Origin of the sequence: Pseudoalteromonas sp. TB41 (assembly GCF_000497975.1) — a bacterium.
In the GTDB taxonomy this organism is placed as follows: domain Bacteria; phylum Pseudomonadota; class Gammaproteobacteria; order Enterobacterales; family Alteromonadaceae; genus Pseudoalteromonas; species Pseudoalteromonas tetraodonis.
Genome location: NZ_AUTH01000054.1, coordinates 1 through 15,391 on the forward strand (window position 1 = coordinate 1; position 15,391 = coordinate 15,391).

At 38.3% G+C, this 15,391-nt stretch carries 15 protein-coding genes and 1 other annotated feature; of the genes, 13 read left to right on the plus strand and 2 right to left on the minus strand.

Going from position 1 to position 15,391, the window contains the following annotated elements; all coding sequences use genetic code 11:
* The first annotated feature begins 51 nt into the window (after nt 1-51).
* The 5 genes from L641_RS0107830 to L641_RS0107850 all read left to right on the plus strand — a co-directional run bounded on the left by L641_RS0107830 (nt 52) and on the right by L641_RS0107850 (nt 5,687).
* Nucleotides 52-1,598, plus strand: a protein-coding gene (locus L641_RS0107830; RefSeq protein ID WP_139016074.1) for an IS3 family transposase whose coding sequence is annotated in 2 segments (ribosomal slippage) — nt 52-532 and nt 532-1,598 — 1,548 coding nt in all. Because the reading frame shifts where the segments join, the coding sequence is not laid out codon by codon here.
* 25 nt (nt 1,599-1,623) lie between these two features.
* Nucleotides 1,624-2,829, plus strand: a complete 1,206-nt coding sequence (locus L641_RS0107835; protein WP_024601605.1) for a hypothetical protein — start codon at nt 1,624-1,626, stop codon at nt 2,827-2,829.
* A gap of 230 nt (nt 2,830-3,059) precedes the next feature.
* Entirely contained in the window at nt 3,060-3,872 is an 813-nt protein-coding gene (locus L641_RS0107840; protein ID WP_024601606.1) for an alpha/beta hydrolase, read from the plus strand.
* A 140-nt stretch (nt 3,873-4,012) separates the two neighbouring features.
* Nucleotides 4,013-4,351, plus strand: coding sequence for a hypothetical protein (locus L641_RS0107845; RefSeq protein ID WP_024601607.1), 339 nt, complete (start codon nt 4,013-4,015; stop codon nt 4,349-4,351).
* Entirely contained in the window at nt 4,344-5,687 is a 1,344-nt protein-coding gene (locus L641_RS0107850; protein WP_024601608.1) for an SPFH domain-containing protein, read from the plus strand. Before L641_RS0107845 ends, L641_RS0107850 begins: the two co-directional genes overlap by 8 nt.
* A gap of 76 nt (nt 5,688-5,763) precedes the next feature.
* Here L641_RS0107850 and L641_RS0107855 read toward each other — a convergent pair whose 3' ends face one another.
* Nucleotides 5,764-6,009: a hypothetical protein gene (locus tag L641_RS0107855; RefSeq protein ID WP_013465128.1), complete on the minus strand. Its 246-nt coding sequence runs from the start codon at nt 6,007-6,009 to the stop codon at nt 5,764-5,766.
* Nucleotides 6,010-6,355: 346 nt separating this feature from the next.
* Here L641_RS0107855 and L641_RS0107860 point away from each other — a divergent pair, with 346 nt between their 5' ends.
* The 3 genes from L641_RS0107860 (at nt 6,356) to L641_RS0107870 (ending at nt 9,300) form a co-directional block, all read left to right on the plus strand.
* Entirely contained in the window at nt 6,356-7,654 is a 1,299-nt protein-coding gene (locus L641_RS0107860) for a porin (protein ID WP_013465127.1), read from the plus strand.
* Nucleotides 7,655-7,836: 182 nt separating this feature from the next.
* Nucleotides 7,837-8,682, plus strand: coding sequence for an HDOD domain-containing protein (locus tag L641_RS0107865; RefSeq protein ID WP_024601609.1), 846 nt, complete (start codon nt 7,837-7,839; stop codon nt 8,680-8,682).
* Between the two features lie 207 nt (nt 8,683-8,889).
* Complete coding sequence (locus tag L641_RS0107870; protein ID WP_013465125.1) at nt 8,890-9,300, plus strand: hypothetical protein; 411 nt, start codon at nt 8,890-8,892, stop codon at nt 9,298-9,300.
* Between the two features lie 74 nt (nt 9,301-9,374).
* Here the strand turns inward: L641_RS0107870 and L641_RS0107875 are convergent, their stop codons facing one another.
* Entirely contained in the window at nt 9,375-10,274 is a 900-nt protein-coding gene (locus L641_RS0107875) for a LysR substrate-binding domain-containing protein (protein ID WP_024601610.1), read from the minus strand.
* 124 nt (nt 10,275-10,398) lie between these two features.
* Between L641_RS0107875 and L641_RS0107880 the strand changes: the two genes are divergently transcribed.
* The 5 genes from L641_RS0107880 to L641_RS0107905 all read left to right on the plus strand — a co-directional run bounded on the left by L641_RS0107880 (nt 10,399) and on the right by L641_RS0107905 (nt 15,352).
* Nucleotides 10,399-10,851, plus strand: coding sequence for a DoxX family protein (locus tag L641_RS0107880; RefSeq protein WP_024601611.1), 453 nt, complete (start codon nt 10,399-10,401; stop codon nt 10,849-10,851).
* Between the two features lie 78 nt (nt 10,852-10,929).
* Nucleotides 10,930-11,880: a glutathione S-transferase family protein gene (locus L641_RS0107885; protein WP_024601612.1), complete on the plus strand. Its 951-nt coding sequence runs from the start codon at nt 10,930-10,932 to the stop codon at nt 11,878-11,880.
* A gap of 29 nt (nt 11,881-11,909) precedes the next feature.
* Nucleotides 11,910-12,617, plus strand: coding sequence for a pirin family protein (locus L641_RS0107890; RefSeq protein ID WP_024601613.1), 708 nt, complete (start codon nt 11,910-11,912; stop codon nt 12,615-12,617).
* A 207-nt stretch (nt 12,618-12,824) separates the two neighbouring features.
* Nucleotides 12,825-14,120 (plus strand): UvrD-helicase domain-containing protein, encoded by a 1,296-nt coding sequence (locus L641_RS0107895; RefSeq protein ID WP_024601614.1) that lies wholly within the window; start codon nt 12,825-12,827, stop codon nt 14,118-14,120.
* A 12-nt stretch (nt 14,121-14,132) separates the two neighbouring features.
* A protein-coding gene (locus L641_RS0107905; protein WP_223230517.1) for an IS3 family transposase occupies nt 14,133-15,352 on the plus strand; the annotation gives its coding sequence in 2 pieces (ribosomal slippage) (nt 14,133-14,421 and nt 14,421-15,352; 1,221 coding nt in all).
* Nucleotides 14,411-14,527, plus strand: a sequence feature (AL1L pseudoknot). Its footprint overlaps the gene before it by 117 nt.
* Nucleotides 15,353-15,391 lie beyond the last annotated feature (39 nt).

A 15,391-nucleotide genomic window follows, 5' to 3' on the forward strand; every position in this document is an offset into this window, starting at 1 on the left:
CCCCCTGTGTCAGGATAGTTGTCGCCTCTAACTTTTAATAGAGGCAATAAAATGAGACGTCGATTTACACAAGAATTTAAAGTTCAAGCTGTTGAAAAAGCATTATCTCAATGTGATGATGTTCGCCTAGAAGATATTGCGTTTGATTTAGGCATCGGTTATTCAACCTTGCAACGATGGATTACGCTTGCTAAAAAACATGAACTTGAAACTAAAAATAATGGTAGTCACATGACAACAGAAAAACGCCCTCATGACTGGAGCTTAGAAGAAAGGCTTAATGCCATTATTGAATGTGCGAGTTTAGATGAAGCAGCTCTTAATGAATATTGCCGTGCTAAGGGGCTTTACCCGCATCATATTAAACAGTGGAAGCAAGATTTAGTAACACCACCTTCAAATAAAACAGTAAAGTCAGACAGTAAACAGCTTAAGCAAGAAATAAAGCAACTGCAAAAAGAACTGAATCGCAAAGATAAGGCCTTAGCTGAAACTGCCGCTCTACTTGTACTCAAAAAAAAAGCGGATGCGCTTTGGGGTTTCAACGAGGACGATTAACCAGCTCAACTGAACGTCATGAACTGATAAAGCTCATTACCGACGCGCAGAAATCAGGGGCAAGGCAAGCAAAAGCATGTGAGTTACTTGGTCTAACGGCAAGAACAATTCAACGCTGGATTGAAGCTGATGATATGACAGATAAGCGAACGAGTACGATAAAGCGACCACCTAACAGGCTAACTGAATTAGAGCAACAGCGTATTATTAAGACAGTAAATTCAATAGAATACGGACATTTACCACCCAGCAAGATAGTCCCTAAACTATTAGATAAAGGTGTGTGGATAGCATCAGAAAGCTCGTTTTATCGTGTTATGAAATCACATAAATTATTAACACACAGAGAAAAAGTTAAACCAAATAAAAAGATAAAAAAACCAAAAGCGCTCAAGGCAACACGTGTAAACGAAATTTATACATGGGATATCACATATTTGCCAACAGCGGTTAAAGGTCAGTTTTTATACTTATATTTAGTGATGGATATTTATAGTCGAAAAATAGTTGGTTGGCAGGTTCATGACACACAGCTAAGCACACTGGCGGCTGATTTAATGGTAGATATTTGCAGGCGAGAGCAGGTAAAGCCAGATCAAGTCACGTTGCACTCGGATAATGGCAGTCCAATGAAAGGGGCAACGTTATTGGCAACATTGCAGGAGTTAGGTATTGTGCCTTCATTTAGCCGACCGTCAGTGAGTAATGATAATCCTTATTCTGAATCGCTATTTAAGACGTTAAAGTATCGCCCAGAATACCCTGAAAAAGCCTTTGAAAGCATCGGTAGTGCAAGGAAGTGGGTTAACGGATTTGTTGATTGGTACAACGATGAGCACTTGCACAGCGGTATTAAATTTGTCACGCCAAACCAGCGTCATTTAGGATTAGATAAAGCGATACTAGCGAACCGTCACCGAGTAAATGAAATAGCGAAATTGCAGAATCCAATTCGTTGGTCAGGAAAATCTAGAGATTGGACAATGACCAATGAAGTAAATTTAAATCCAGAGAAAAAAGAAGCAATGCGGGCGGCATAAAATTTAATTTGATGCGACAACTAACTTGAAAAACTCCGATATCATCTGTGGAGTAGATTACGAGATAAGAAGGTATGTTGATGATTACTTCCTATTTGCTAATAATATTAGTAAGTTAGATATAATCGAAAGAAAAATTATTGATATGCTTTATTATTACAAGCTATCAATAAACAAAAGTAAGAGAGTTTTTCAGGAAAGGCCTTTCTATACATCTAAAGATATTGCTATTGATAAAGTCAGAGAATTAATAAAATCAGTTAATATTAAGATCACAGAACTTAAGCCCAACGATGAAAAGTTTATTAGGCTACCCTCTATGAAGAGGATTAAGAGGGAGAATGTTGTTACCCAATTCATCCGAGATGTAAAGTCTGTCATAAAAGATGTGAATGTTGAGTTGCTAGATGTCACAGCTTACATACAGAAATCACTTAGTAAACTAGTTTATTCGATGATTGATAAGTATGAATTTCAACCTTTACAGATAACCAATAGTGATTTCGAATATTTTGCTTCTTATTTTGATATTATCTTGTATTTCTATTCTCTAGACAGAAGAACTTCGACTTCTTTCTCATTTTGTCAGCTGATAATAACTCTACATGACTTTTCTAGTAGGAAATCTTTAATTTATTCTCACTACTTCCGAGATAAGCTTTCCCACTACCTACAATTAAAAATATTACAAATGGATCGTGAATATCAAGAGGGCATGAAAATTGAAGTTTATAATTTAGCTTTGACTCTTGAATACATAGCAGAAAATATACAAGAAAGGTTACCTGATAATAGCTTCAGGAGGCTTATTGGGCTAAAAGATTATAATTATTTTGATTTCATATGTTTGATGCATATTGCTGGGAAAAATAAATCGTTATCTCACTATATTCCATCCATGACGATACAAGCTGAAGATTATATGACGAAGATCATGCAGGACTTAGGTTTTAAATCCGCAGAACTTATACATATGCTTTTAGATTATCTTAGTTGCCCATTCATTACCTGTGAAAGAAAAGTCATCTATTTAAAAAGTGTTATTTGCAATTCTGAACTTAAAGATAAACTATCAAGAGTAAAAGTGAAACTTCCAAAAGAAATAGTGTCTTTAGAAAAAGAGTTAAAAATAATAATAGATTATTCGACTAGTCGTTACTGGTTTTCTAATTGGGATAAAGTAGATATCTGGAATTTATTAATGAAAAAACAGTTGAATCCTACATACTAATCAATGTACTGTTAACCAGAACCTAGTATGAAGTAGTGTCGTTTAATAGCACCCTAGTTCTGCTTTCCCATTGTGGGAATCCGCCCGAGATATACTCTTAGGGTTGGCCGAAAGGCACACACAAAAGGTTTGTGATGGCTACCAAAATTGGTGGCCATCAAATTTAATGTTCACCTTTTTCTAATCCTTTCATCAATGGGTTAAGTAAACTACCAACTTTCTCTAATCATATGCAAATAAAAATAAACATTGTCCTAATTTACTCATTTCTTGTATCTACTAGTGCCTTTGCGGAGCTTGCAAAAGTTAAAGTAAATGGCTTTGATATTGAATATGAAATGGCGGGTAGTGGTAAACACACTGTTTTACTCGAGGCGGGTGGCTCTGCAGGGCTGAGTGATTGGGATCCCATTTATAACTCGCTTATCAAGCATGCAAAAGTAATTCGCTATTCTCGAATTGGCAATGGCGGCTCAGCGCAAATAAAGAAAAACTATAGCTCTGAGGAGTATGCTGCTGAAGCTTTACTATTACTTAAAGCGTTAAAAATTGAAGAACCGGTGATTTATGTGGCGCATTCTTATGGTGCTTATATCGCAAGGGTATTTGCAGCAAGCTACCCTGATAACATTAAAGCGTTAATGTTAATTGAACCCGCCTCAGAGCATGATGTTGATATTATGCGTAAGATTGATTTACCGCGCGCTGAAAAAGAAATTGCTGCTATAAAACGTGATGATATGAAAAACGGCATGTCGAATCAGTATTTAGACTTTTGGTCGAAGCGGCCTTTGCCCGATTACCCACAAATAGCAGATATTCCCGTGACGGTTATTGCCTCAGTTAAAAAATATGAAAATCCATCGGTGTTATTTTTTACTGATAAAGGGCGTGAAATGTGGGGAGAACTGCATTTAAACTGGGCTAATGCTTTTCCTCAAGGTGAGATAGTGCTAACCAGTAAAAGTTACCACTATCCACAAAATGATGAGCCAGAAATGGTGATCACCCAGCTAGTCAGGTTACTTAATCGCACTGATTAATTTTTACAAAAATATACAAGGGCCAAGTATTAATTCTGTTCTTTGGGTCGTTATTCTGTAAAATTATCGGCTTAACACCTGTGACCTAGTCGTTACATTTGTTGTTGGGGTTAATTATTCAATTAATATAAGCAGACGTTATGATTTTTTATATTATTGGGTTAAGTACGCTTGTTATTATTTTGTGTGTGGCGCTTTATGTGATTTACAGCAATATACGTAAGAGCCGAGTAAGAAAGTCAAAAGAATATAATGTGTTATTTGATAAAGACACCATCATTGATGATCTTATTGCTCAACTTAGCGAGAAAAACCAAACCCAAGAAAACCAGGAAAAAACAATTAAAGGCAAACAAGAGATCCTTGCAACATTTATAGATTTGCATCGATCGGGTAGTTTTTGTGCGCATTTAAGCGAACAAGAAATTACGTACTTTGTTAAAAAGAAACTAAACATGGAGAGTACTAAAAATGGATAGCGAGCAACAAGCAGTCGCTGAGGCAAAAAACACCTCATTTATGGCACGTTTTGGTCGTCGTAATGTGATTTTACTAACATCCGTTGTTGTGGTGTTAGCAGTGATTGCAACATTAACTTCACAGGTTATTTCATGGAATGAAGCCGATGAACGGCTAGTTCATCAGTCAGCTTTTACCGGTAATTTAACGGTAATAAATCAAGCGGGCCCTTACTTAAAAGCATTTGGTACAACATCAGCCTATAAAAAAGTTATTTCAATTAACTTTACCGGCGATAGCAGCGCAACAGCCAGTGCCATTGTACCACTCATTCCTATTCGATTCTTAGATACCACGACCGGTGGGGCACGCGGTGTTTCCCGCTTTAGATTACCTGGCAACGTACCCGCTAGTGAATCGGGTGCTTTGCGTGGTTTATTAAAAATTCATGAAGAATTTGGCTCCCAAGAAACCCTAATTTCTAACCTTTTAATGCGTGCAACAACAGAAAATGTAAAAGCGTCTGCACGTATGATGTCGGTGGAGCAACATTATTCAGGTGGTAATGGCCAGTTAAGCCAAGATTTTTCTGATCAACTTACTAATGGTATTTTTGTTACTGAGCAAATTATTAGTACCGGTGAGCGTGATAAAACAGATGATTTAAGTAATTTAAGTAAGCAACAGCGCGTTACTATTAATATAAAGAAGGATGCTGAAGGTAATCCGCTACGTAATGCGCCTATTTTAGGCTCTTACGGGATCACAGTCGTTGATGCGAGTATTATTGATATTGATTACGAAAATAAAGTAAATGCACGTTTAGAGGCGCAAAAACAAGCGGCTGCTGATGAAGCTCTTGCAAGACAAAACCTTAAAAAGGCAGAGCAACAAGCACGTACTGAAGTGGCATTAGGCGAACAAGCGATTGCAAAGCAAAGAGCTGAGTCTGAAAAGCTAAAAATTAAAGAGCAAATTGATGCAGAACGAATAAAAGCGAATGCGATTATTTCTGCCCAGCAACGTGTAGCTGTTAAAGCGGAGCTTGCAAAAGAGCAAGAAGAAATTTTAAAACAGCAACGCTTAGAAGCATTAGGTATGGACGTTTTAGCTGAAGCACGTTTACGCGCAAAATCAGCAGCGCTTGATCCTAAGTATGTATTTGATGAAACACTTAAAGCAGAAGTTAAAATTCAAACGGCTTTATTTACCAGCTTAGGTAACAGCCGACTAGTGCCTGAAATTGTTATAGGTGCAGGGCAGGGTGAGCAAAATAACGGCTCTGAATTTATGCGCTTACTGGCGGCCGATGCGGCATTGAGCCTTAAAAAGCGTTTAGAAAAAGAGAAAAAATAAACGTTAAAAATCATTATAAAGCCCTAGCTTTAATTGCTAGGGCTTTTTTTGTGGTATCGCTTTTTAAACGGTGAGATTAAAATTTAGGGCACAAAGCGTGGCTAAAGCCTTTTTCGGTTAGCAAAAAAGTGGCGCTGGGCGTCGAAAATATATATTCCTCATGAAGAAGAAACGCAATTGTTCCTTTTATTTGCTCACCTTGATGATCTGAGGCATCGCTAATTAATTGTTCAGGATCTAACTGGCTTGGGCTTGGAAAGTTATTATAAAGATGCTTAAAAATTAACGTAGCAATTGTGTTAAAGGTATCGTTATTTTTCATTTTTGGAGAGTCCTTAATTTATATATGTAGCAACAAACTGGCTGTTTTAAATATGCTTTTTAAATAATAACACATTAAAAATAGGTACATGATCATCCTACTATTTTTTTAAGCTTTAATTTTGCAAGCTGCTGCTTTCATTTATTAAAATGATGATTAATTGTCATGCTTACCCTGCTAAAAAGTAGTGTGTGTTGCTGGTGTGTTGCGCAAAATCATAAAGTGTAATTGAAGAGTTGTAAAAATACGTTATCATTGTAAAACAATATGTAAAATCAAGCAGGTACTTAGCTCACGCTGACCAAGTTCGAGTTAATAACATCAACAAGGCAAGCAAGGACAAATTATGACACCTATGAAACCTTTAGCACTGGCAGTGGCTATGGTTGTTTTTTCACATCCGGCACATGCAGATACAGATCTTGATAAAGTAAAGCAGCAATTAAGCAGCTTACAAAAACAAGTGGAAATGCTGCAAAAGCAACTTGCAAAAGCAGAGCAAAAAAGTGAAAAGACAATCGAGCGCACCATTGAACAGAAAGAAGATATAGCTGAAGTTAAAGTAGCTAAACATGAACACAAGCCTCAGGGAATTAAAATTGGCGGTGCTGTTCGAACCAACTATAGCCACACCTCGTATGATGACGACAATAAAAATCGTGGCGGCGATTTTGACTTTGATATTTTTCGCTTAAATTTCTCAGGCGACGTTGGTGATGTAAAATTAAACGCTGAAATTCGTTTTTTTGATTACATGACAGCTGTTAAATACGCCTATGCTGCTTACGATTTTGCTGATGATTGGCAAGTTCAAGCAGGTATTACTCAGGTTCCTTTTGGTAACTGGCCTTACAATTCACATAACTACTTTTTCAGCACTAACTATTACGTAGGCCTTGAAGACGACCACGATTTAGGGGTGTTATTTAAGCGTAAAATTGCCGATAACTGGCAGCTTGATTTAGGCTTTTTCAAAAATGATGAATTAGGTGGTGTTGATGGTTATGTAGATAACCGCAGCGATCGCTACTCATACGATATTGTTGGTTTTAGAGAAGCCGGTGATGGTGTTTATGCTGAGCCGACCAATCCAATTGGCGAGTATAATACGTTCTCAGGTCGTTACGGCTACCACATAGAGCATGAGGGTGGTAAAACTGAAATTGGTGTGTCAGCGCTTGCTGGTGGCTTGCATGATGGTGTTGACCGCGCAGGTGACTATAACGCATGGGCGCTTCACTTAAACAGTAATATGGGCCCTTGGAACTTGCAATTACAACATGGCGAATACAACTACGATATTGATAACGTAAACCGTATTGCTGTAGGCGCTTACTCGTTTTACGATAGCATGGCAGCGGAAGCAACTATGTCGAGTGCAAACGTAGCATACAGTGTGCCGGTGCAATGGGGTGCAGTAACAAACTTACAGTTTTATAATGACTACAGCGCTATTTACGACAAATCAGACAACAGCAAAGATACCTGGATGAACGTAACCGGTTTCTCGGTCGCTGCAGGTGGTTTATTTACATACTTTGACTTAGTTCATGGTAAAAACATGCCGTTTGTTGGTGGGTCATTAGCGGGCGATAGCAGCGAAACTGAACGCCGCTTCAACATTAATATTGGCTATTACTTCTAATAAGCTAGTATTCAAAGCACACGTCTATATACTGGGCGTGTGCTGCTGTCGTTTTAAAAATTATTTTTACCCTACCAATTTCAGCACCTACAAATTGATAAATCTCTAATCAACTTCTAGTATAAAAGTTCAAATGGAATTAAATAAATAATCCATATAGCTTAGCTGGAGGCTAGACATCGATGTTTGTCGTTAATGAGCAGGTATTATCTGATGTAAACAAAAACTTTATTATTCCCCCAAAACCGCAAATTTTAGATGATCTTGATAGATTAGCACGTCAAAATGAGCCGTCTTTAATGGCTGCTGCAGATATAGTTGCTAAAGATGTGGCCATATCGTCTGCTATTTTAAAAATTGTTAATTCACCCGCTTACGGCTTAGTGCGAAGCATTGCTGACATAAAACAAGCCATCATGTTTTTAGGTTGGAATGGTATAGAAGCACTTATTCCTGCGCTTAAATTAAAGCAAATGTTTTTACAAAAAACATGTTGTATTAGTTTAGAGCGTTTTTGGGATAACGCGTCTGAAATTGCTAATGTAAACATGATTGTTGGGCAGCGAGTAAAAAATAAAATTCCAGTTGAATACTTATACACTCTCGGTTTATTTCATGATTGCGGCATAGTTCCGATGGCGATTAAATATGACGACTACGTCAATGTGCTGCATGGTTCAAATAGAAGCAGTAAAGAAAGTTTAATTGATATTGAAGATCGTGTTTATGGCGCTAATCATGCCATTATCGGCTATTACTTAGCATCGAGTTGGCATTTACCAAGAGATATTTGCCAGCTTATTCTACGCCATCATGATTTAAGTTTACTTGAGGACACATCCGATCCTAATCAACAGCTCTGTTTTTGTGTGTTAAAGCTCTCTGAAAGCATAGTAAATAGTATTTTACGTGATGAAAAAATTAAAGATTGGGAGCGCCTTGAACCGTTTATACTTAAAAAGTTAAATATGTCTGAAGATGAATATATTGATTTACAAGAAGAAGTTATTGATTACTTAAATCAGTAAATAATCATGCCGAGTTTGCAGCCTAGTTAAATGAGCGGTTATTTGTCGCTTTTATTAAAACGAATATGCTCAGTTTAATTAGACTAAAGTCTATAGGTTAGTTTTTTTCACTTATTGGTTTGTTTTTAATCGTTTGTCGAGATTAAGTAAACACTCTAAAGTTTAGTTGTCGGCAACAAGCACGACTAACCAAATAGGAAACTAATCATGAAACGCTCACTTATCAAAACCATCGCTCTTGGCTCTTTATTAACTTGCTCAGCTGCTGTAATGGCTGATCAAAGTGACTACAAGTTAATGGTTATTGAAGAGGCTGCAACAGCCCCACAAGAATTCGAAGTTGCATTTAACAGTTGCGCATTAAATGTAAAATCAAAAAACTACAGCCAAGCTGAAGAAATTTGTTCAAAAGCAATTACATTATTACAGCAAAGTACAGGCCCGCGCTTTAAAGTACGTGAGCTGACTTCATTTGCTTTAAGTAACCGCGGTGTTGGCCGTTTAATGGCTAAAAACGAAACCGCAGCGTTATCTGACTTTTACGAAGCACAGCAAATATCAGGTAACGAGTTAGTGTCGCACAACTTAACACGTGCTAAGCAAGATCTTGCTTTATAACATCTATTAGTGATTAAAAAAGCCCATGCTAATTTAGTTAGCATGGGCTTTTGCATTTATGTAGTTGGCTTATTTCATGTCTGTAAATTATTGTCGATTAAAAGTTGAGTCAATTTTTTTAATCCTTTACCTTTGTTGGTTATTTTCCATGCAAGGTATAAGTCTTGAATAGGACGTGGTTCAATGAGCTCCACAACATGAAGTTTTTTAGCTTTAATATGTTCAGCAATAAGGTTTACTGGTAAATAACCAATCCCGATTCCCGATAAAATAGCGGTAATTTTTTGTTTTACGGAGCTTACATAAAAACGTTGACTACCTTCGATTAAATTAGCTGACCACGGAATACTTTGTTTTGCAGAGTCATGAACTATCACTGTGGTGTATTGACCAAGCTCACTAGGCTTGATGGGTTTTTGCTCTTTTGCTAAAGGGTGGGTTGGGTGAACCACAAGTACATTTTGAATATCCGTTATTTTCACTGCTCTGATCCCTTTTTGAGCAGGCACGGGGGCGGGTGCACCAATCACTAAGTCAACATTGTCTTCTATTAACGCCTCCCATGTACCGCTCATGACCTCTTCTTTTACATCAATTTCAATGCTTTTATGTTCAATTAAAAATTGTTGCAAAGCAGCAAAAACATTAGTTACGTCAATAATTGAGTCACAAGCAATCCGTATTCTAGGCTCCCAGCCATTAGCTATGGTTTGTGTTTGCTCCGATAAATTATTTATAGCATTGAGCACTTTACGCCCCTCGCTCAGTAAATGTTTACCTGCGGGGGTTAAAACTGCTCGCCGACCTTGGCGCTGAAATAAAGTTACATTTAATTGCTCTTCAAGTTTATTAACAATATACGACAGGGCTGATGGCACTTTATTAAGTTGTTCTGCAGCGGCTGCATAACTGCCACGATGCTCAATGGCGTCTAATACCAGTAAAGCTTCTATGCTAATAGGGGGTGTATTCATCATCATACCAAATATTAAATGTTCAAAATATTTGAACATATAAAGCAAATAATAGGAGTTATTTAATTTTAATTCAACTTATACAATAGCTGCATAATCAACAGAAACAATACAGGTAAACATTATGACGATTAAAAATATCACAGCTGTCATCACAAAAACTGAACAGTCTTTTGCAACACTACCATTAAGGCTTATTGCAGGATTAGTGTTTAGCGCTCATGGGGCACAAAAACTGTTTGCGTGGTTTGGTGGCTATGGCTTGGAAGGCACAGGGCAATGGATGGAGTCGATTGGCTTAGCACCGGGCTATTTAATGGCATTAATGGCGGGTGGCGCTGAATTTTTTGGTGGGTTACTACTCATCGTTGGTTTGCTGGTGCGTCCTGCGAGTTTTGTACTGGCTATCACTATGGTGGTTGCTATTTTTACCGTACATATAGATAACGGCTTATTTATGAGCAACAACGGTTACGAGTTTGGTTTATCGTTGTTGGCAATTACCTTGGCCTTATTTATTCAAGGAGCTGGAAAGCTATCCCTTGATGGAAAAATTCATAACAAATTAAACCAATAAGCTGATCATATAACTGATTGAACTTTAAGCTGCCAATCTGCGTAAGGTTGGCACATTCTACATACTTAGGAGACGGACATGGGATTACTTGTTAACGGTGAATGGGTCGATAAATGGTACGACACCGAAAAAAGCGACGGTAAATTTGTACGCCAAGACAGCCGTTTTAGGGATACTATTTCATCAGCGCCACAAAGCAAATTTACCCCTGAGGCGGGGCGTTATCATTTATATGTATCGCTAGCGTGCCCTTGGGCGCACAGAACGATTATTTTTCGTAAATTAAAGCAGCTCGAAGACATTATTTCTATGAGTATTGTTGAAGCGCCCATGATGGAAAACGGCTGGGAATTTGGCGAGCAGGGCGATCCACTTTATAACTTAGATTACGCCTATCAATTGTATTTAAAAGCCGATCCTAGTTATGAAGGGCGGGTTACTGTGCCGATTTTATGGGATAAAAAAACGCAAACTATTGTAAATAATGAATCAATAGAGATTATTCGTATGCTTAATAGTGCGTTTAATGAGCTCACTGGCAATACTGATGATTATTATCCAGAGCCACTTCGTGAAGAAATCGAAGCCGTGAATAACCGTGTCTATAACACCATTAATAATGGCGTATATAAAGCCGGTTTTGCTACTACACAAGAAGCTTACAACGAGGCTTACACCGCACTATTTGATAGTTTAGACTGGCTAGAAGCGCGTTTAGCTAAGCAGCGCTATCTCGTTGGTGATGTTATTACAGAAGCTGATTGGCGTTTATTTACAACCCTCATTCGCTTTGATGCGGTGTATCACGGGCATTTTAAGTGTAACCGTCAAAAATTAAGCGAGTTTCACCATATTAGCAATTACGTTAACGAGCTGTACCAAGTACCGGGTGTTAAAGAAACAGTCGATTTAGAGTACACAAAGGTGCATTACTATGTAAGCCACTTAACGATTAATCCAACACAAATAGTACCGCTGGGTGCAAAGCATCATTTTGATGCTCCACACGACCGTGAACGTCCATATTAATTAATGTTTATTCTTTTTGAGGAAAGACCATGATCAATCATTATCCAAAGAATAGTTTAGGCAGTGCCGATCACGGTTGGCTTAAATCTAAACATCATTTTAGTTTTGCACATTACTATAATCCGGCACGTATGGGCTTTGGTACATTACGCGTTGTTAATGATGATTGGGTTGCACCTGAAATGGGATTTGGAGCGCATCCACACAAAAATATGGAAATTATTAGTTTCATACGCAGTGGTGCCATTACTCATCAAGATAGTATGGGTAATAAAGGCATAACCGAGCAAGGTGAAGTGCAGGTAATGAGTGCAGGCACAGGCATTGTGCATTCTGAGTATAACCGTACCAATGAGCCACTTACTTTTTATCAAATTTGGATTCAAAGTAATAAACAAGATGTGCCGCCGCGTTGGGAAAGTAAAAAATTTCCGACCGACGTAGCTAACGAGCTTACGCTTTTAGTGTCGGGTTATGCAGAAGATGCGGGTAACACCTTATTTATCAATCAACAAGCACGTATTTATGGTGGAAAACTTGCAAAAGGTACCACCATCACTCAGCGTATTGATCATCAAGCTTATGTACTTGCATCTGATGGTGCATTTACTGTAGATGACAAAAGCAGTGTAATTACCATGAACAAAGGGGATGGTGCTGAGGTCACTCATGCTGATTTTATCACGCTAACTGCAACAACAGAGTGTGAAATAATTATTATTGATACATTAGGTTAGGGCTCAGTAGCAGTCGCCAATAAGCGGGTTAGGTTAAAAAAAAGCGTTAATTAAATTGTTTTTAGATTATTAAAAACCCAGCATCGGCTAAATAATGGTGTAGCAGGCACCGCGCCATTATTTATCTTTATTTTTATTACACTTATAAACATTATTCCCTTAAAATAGCGCTAATTGGTTCATTTTTATAAAGGAATTCTGCTGTAAATGAATTCTATTTCCCCCAGCGTATTTGGCCGCCTGTTTACCCCACACCGCACTGTTGATATTGATCAACAAGGTTTAGTCATTAACAACAAAAAGCACACAGATACACTGAGTTGGTGCGATTTAACCTCGCCTATTTGTTATGAATATGGGGTGCTTGGACAAACACTACGTTTTTCAACACAGTCTGGGCAGTATCGAGTGTGGATGAGGGCTTATGGCAGTCACCGAATACTTAAAGCCAAGACGGATCAGCTATGGGTCAATAATAATATTGAACCATTAAATGAGCTGCTAGAAAATATTAACCAATTTGCACATCATCAATTTTTCCGTCAATCCTATGTGGCAGATATAAAACAGCGCGTTAAACAACAATACAACCGCTGGTTACCTTGGATAAAAAAGAGTGAGGCATTGGCTGTTGTTAGCACGCAAATAAAACTGCTCGAACAATATAGTCAGTGGAGCGATTCATTAACTCGCTTTTTACAGCATAAATACACACAGACACAGTTGCAGCGTTATGCTGGTTTTTTCGACAACGTTGAAGCAAACCCACTTACTGAAAAGCAAAGGCGGGCATGCATTATTGATGACGATAATAACCTCGTATTAGCCGGAGCCGGCACCGGTAAAACCAGTGTAATGGTGGCGCGAGCTGGCTATTTAGTTAAAAGTAATCAAGCTAATTACAGCGATATTTTATTACTCGCCTATGGTAAGCAAGCTGCCAGTGAAATGGACGAACGCATTAAAACTAAGCTGAATACGCAGGCTATAAAAACCGCTACTTTTCACAGCTTAGGTTTAACTATTATTACTGAGGTTGAGGGCAAGCCACCTAAAATATCTAAACTTGCTGAAAACGAAAAAGCTAAAATAAAATGGGTTGAGGCATGTTTAGAATCACTTGCCAATGCTAAACCACAGTATGCTAAAGCATTGGTAAATTATATAAATAACAATCTTAATGACGTTAAAAGTGAGTTTGAATTTAGTGCTGCAAAGCCTAACCATATAGCGCTTCTAAAAGAGATAAAAACTGGCGGCCATTTAACCAAATTAGCAACTTTATTTAGTCAATTAATAAGTGTGTATAAAACAGCAAATATAACGCTTGAGAACGATTCAAAGCAGATACAGCAGACTTGGAAACTATTAAAGCCATTATTAGCCAACTATAACCATTATTTACATACTCAAGGTGAAATAGACTTTGACGATATGATCCTCAAAGCTCTTGATTACGTCACTGTGAATCGCCCCGTGTTTGCCAGAGACTCAATAACTTGAGAAACTGGAACTATGAAAAAATCAAATCGCTATACATCAGAATTTCGTGAACGTGCAATTAGGCTTGTTACCACACAACAGCATGAATACCCTTCTCTTTGGGCTGCGCTAGTATCGATTTCAGATAAACTGGGATGTACCCCAGAAACACTTAGAGCATGGGTCAAGAAATCTCAAGCTCAACCGTCTAAACCCTCTTCTAATACGCAATCAACTGAAGAACGCCTTGCCGTCTTAGAGCGCGAGAATAAAGAGCTCAAGCGAACGAATGATATCCTGAGGCAAGCTGCCGCTTTTTTCGCCCAAGCGGAGCTCGACCGCAAACAGAAGTAATAGTGGATTTTATTGATGCTTGCAGAGAGCATTACGGTGTCGAGTCAATTTGCAAGGAATTGCCGATTGCACCATCAACGTATTATTCTCATAAACAGATACAAAGAGAGCCTGAGCGACTGTCTAACCGCAAAAAGCGTGATGCTGAGCTGATAATACTCATTCGCGAAGTGTGGGAGGATAATATGTCAGTTTATGGTGCAAGAAAAATATGGAAGCAGCTACAGCTTGACGACCATCAAGTCGCCCGCTGTACAGTCGAACGATTGATGCGAGTTATGGGAATTCAAGGTGTTCGTCGGGGTAAAGCACATAAGACAACGATACCTGACGAGCAACAAGATAAGCCACTTGATTTAGTTAATCGTCAATTTACTGCTGAGCAGCCAAATCAACTTTGGGTAGCTGACATCACCTATGTTGCCACATGGAGTGGGTTTGTTTATGTCGCTTTCGTGATAGATGTTTTTTCACGATACATTGTAGGTTGGCGTGTATCAACGACAATGCACACAGAGCTTATTCTTGATGCGTTAGAGCAAGCTATTTGGCATCGTGGCAACCCCGAAGGGTTAATTCACCACAGCGACAGAGGCAGCCAATATTTGTCTATACGATACACTGAGCGACTTGCTGAAGCTGGAATTCAAGCGTCTGTAGGCAGTGTGGGTGACTCTTATGACAATGCATTGGCTGAAACAATAAATGGATTATTTAAAACAGAGATTATTCGCAGAAATGGCCCGTGGAAGAATGTTGATGCTGTTGAATACGCAACGTTAGAGTGGGTCAATTGGTTTAATAATCAACGCTTATTATCTTCAATTGGGTATATTTCACCAGCTCAATATGAAACAGACTACTATGATAATTTAAACGAGTCAGGTAAAGTGGCCTGACTTAAACAAACTGGTCTCCGATGAACTCGGGGCGATTCA